The organism is Pantoea sp. BAV 3049 (assembly GCF_009765445.1).
GTDB lineage: Bacteria > Pseudomonadota > Gammaproteobacteria > Enterobacterales > Enterobacteriaceae > Erwinia.
Map to the genome: position 1 here is coordinate 7,809 of NZ_WHOY01000031.1, position 292 is coordinate 8,100.

The 292-nt window shown below is 57.5% G+C and carries 1 pseudogene; it reads left to right on the forward strand.

The annotated features are described in order from the left end of the window. Positions 1–292, forward strand: a pseudogene (locus GSQ70_RS00760) (conjugal transfer protein TraG); the annotation flags it as partial.

The following is a 292-nucleotide window of genomic DNA, read 5'->3' on the forward strand; positions in this document are numbered from 1 at the left end:
AATGGAGACCCAGACCGCCACGGGGCAGACCGTCTGGGACGCCTCGCAGGGGATCAGCCGCCTGCCGGTTGATCTTAACTGGGACCGCCATCTGTCCAGTGCGGCTCAGAAGATGACCCGCGACAGCATGAGCCAGACCGAAACGGCGCTCAGTGGTTACAACCACTCTGTTCAGCAAACCGCCTCGCAGCTTAAACAGTTTCATGATCAGTTCGGTAACAGCGACACGCAAACTCTGGCAGCCACTACCGGCATGAACATCACGGATGCGGAGAAAGTGCATAAGATGATG